Origin of the sequence: Mesorhizobium sp. M7A.F.Ca.MR.148.00.0.0 (genome assembly GCF_003997735.1) — a bacterium.
Taxonomy (GTDB): domain Bacteria; phylum Pseudomonadota; class Alphaproteobacteria; order Rhizobiales; family Rhizobiaceae; genus Mesorhizobium.
Map to the genome: position 1 here is coordinate 1 of NZ_RZTB01000246.1, position 2,278 is coordinate 2,278.

1 protein-coding gene is annotated in these 2,278 nt (G+C 57.8%); it reads left to right on the forward strand.

All coding sequences use genetic code 11. The features are described from left to right. The first annotated feature begins 171 nt into the window (after positions 1–171). Positions 172–1,845, forward strand: coding sequence for a tetratricopeptide repeat-containing sulfotransferase family protein (locus tag EOB49_RS33580; RefSeq protein WP_127321258.1), 1,674 nt, complete (start codon positions 172–174; stop codon positions 1,843–1,845). The last annotated feature ends 433 nt before the right edge of the window (positions 1,846–2,278 follow it).

The following is a 2,278-nucleotide window of genomic DNA, read 5'->3' on the forward strand; positions in this document are numbered from 1 at the left end:
ACCGTCGAGGGAAGCGCTGCGATGAGTGGCATGAGGGGAGGGCGCTGGTGCATGGTGGAAGCTCGCTTGAAAAGGGCCTTCTTGCTAGCGCGCCGGATGGGGCGGTGCAAGTTGCCGCTGGGCAGATCCGTAACGCTGGATTCATCCGGCTCTTTTTGCTAGCGAGATATCATGAACAACCGTCTCCCGCCTGCTTGGTCAAAGCACATCAAGCCCGGACCCGCGCCGAAAGCGAAGGGGCCGATACTCAAGCTGACAGTGAGCCAAGGAAACGCTCAATCGCGAGCGCAGGCCGACGAAGCGCTGCTGAACCAGGCCTATGCCCTTCAGCAGGCCCAGCGGCTCGACGAGGCTCAGGACCTGTGCCTTCGGGTGCTGGCGCGCACGCCAAACCATCCGCTCGCTCTGTACATCCTGGGGACCCTGTACCAGCGTTACGATGACGAGATGGCCTTGCGATATTTCGCGCGGGCGGTCGGCGAGGAACCTAAAAACCCTTACTACCACCTCAGCCTCGGCGAGGCCTATGTGAAGGTCAGCGAATATTCGCCAGCCATCAAGCATATGCTGTATGCTTTGGAACTGCAGCCCCGACTTATCGAAGTGCTTTGTGCACTGGGGCGCGCCTACACCAAGTTTGACAAACCCGACATGGCTTTGCCGCTTTACGAGAAAGCGCTCAAGATCAACCGCGATCATCCCAAAGTGCGGGCGGGGCTGGCCAGCGCGCTCAGCGGCCTGGGGCGCATGGATGAGGCCGCCGCCTTTCTGAAAGAAGCAATCGGACGTCGCGTCGACGTGCCGGCTGCCTACCACGACCTCGTACAGACGAAAAAATTCACCGAAGAGCCGGAGGAACTCCAATCCATCCTGCGTGAACTCGGCAATCCCAAGCTTGATCCGGATGGTGCTTACAAGCTCCATCACGCTGCCGGCAAGGTACTGAACGACCTCAAGCGCTACAGTGAGGCATTCGACCATTTCAATAGGGGGAAACGGGCCTCCGGCTACACCTTCGACATCAATCTGTATCGCCGCTGGATCGACTCCCTGATTGAAACCTTCACGCCGGACTTTCTGGCGGCCAGGGCCGGCTATGGAAATCCTTCCGAAGTGCCTGTGTTCGTGGTCGGTATGCCGCGGTCGGGCACAACGCTCACGGAACAGATCTGCGCCAGCCATCCCGATGTTCAAGGGGCAGGCGAGCTTAACAAATTAAGGCGGGTCGCCAATGCAATCGGCCTTAAAACCTCATCGGCCGGCGATTTGAGCCGGCCGGTCATGTCGGTCACGCAAGATCTGTCCAGAACACTGGCGGAAGAGCATCTGTCCTACCTTAGGGAGTGGGCGCCTGCCGCGCTTCGCGTGGTGGACAAGATGCCGCACAATTTTGAAATGATCGGCCTTATCGGCCTTCTTTTTCCCAACGCGCGCATCATTCATTGTCGCCGTGACGCCATCGACAATTGCGTCTCTTGCTTTGTCCAGAGCTTCAACAAAGGACACAGCTACAATACTGATTTGCGAATACTAGGTCTGTACTATCGCGAGTATGACCGACTGATGCGCCATTGGAACGAGGTTTTTCCGGGCCTTATCTTCGAAAACCGCTACGAAACGCTGGTCGAGGATCAGGAGGCGCAGTCACGCCGCCTCATAGATTACCTTGGGCTGCCCTGGGATGATGCATGCCTGCGTTTTTTCGACAGGGACGGTTCGGTCAACACGCCCAGCCGCTGGCAGGTTCGCCAACCGATCTACAAATCGTCCGTCAAGCGGTGGAAGAATTATGAAGGCGAGATCCAGCCACTAATCGATGCTTTGGGCGACTTGGCGGACGCGTAATTCAAACGAGTCTGGTGTGCCTCTCATGCGCGCACGTCTCCTCGAGTTTGGTGGCACTGCTGAAATCGAGGCTGAAGAAGCGCAGGGATGCGCGTGATTTCGCACCCGATGGTACCAAACGCAATCGCTCGGTTGGTCGACTATTTTCTGCTGGTCGACGCTCGAAGCGCTTGATCGCGAACCTCCGGCGCTGCCGGACTGGCTAATAGCCCTGGTTGCTGAGCTGTCAGGGCTCCGCCTCGTCGGCAGGCTACCGTTGGCCCCAAACATTCAAGAAGTGCAGAGGCTCCGCTGCGGGCAGTACAGATGCATTTTGACGAGTCCCTTGGAAATCCGGCATGAAAAAACCCGGCGGTTGCCCGCCGGGTTTCGATTTCGACTTGTCGCAACTTATTAGAACTTATTAGAATGAGCGCTGGAAGCGGAGGAGACC

What these genes read in the sequence shown, in the direction of transcription:
- EOB49_RS33580 (WP_127321258.1), top strand. Translation starts at nt 172, where the DNA reads ATGAACAACCGTCTCCCGCCTGCTTGGTCAAAGCACATCAAGCCCGGA.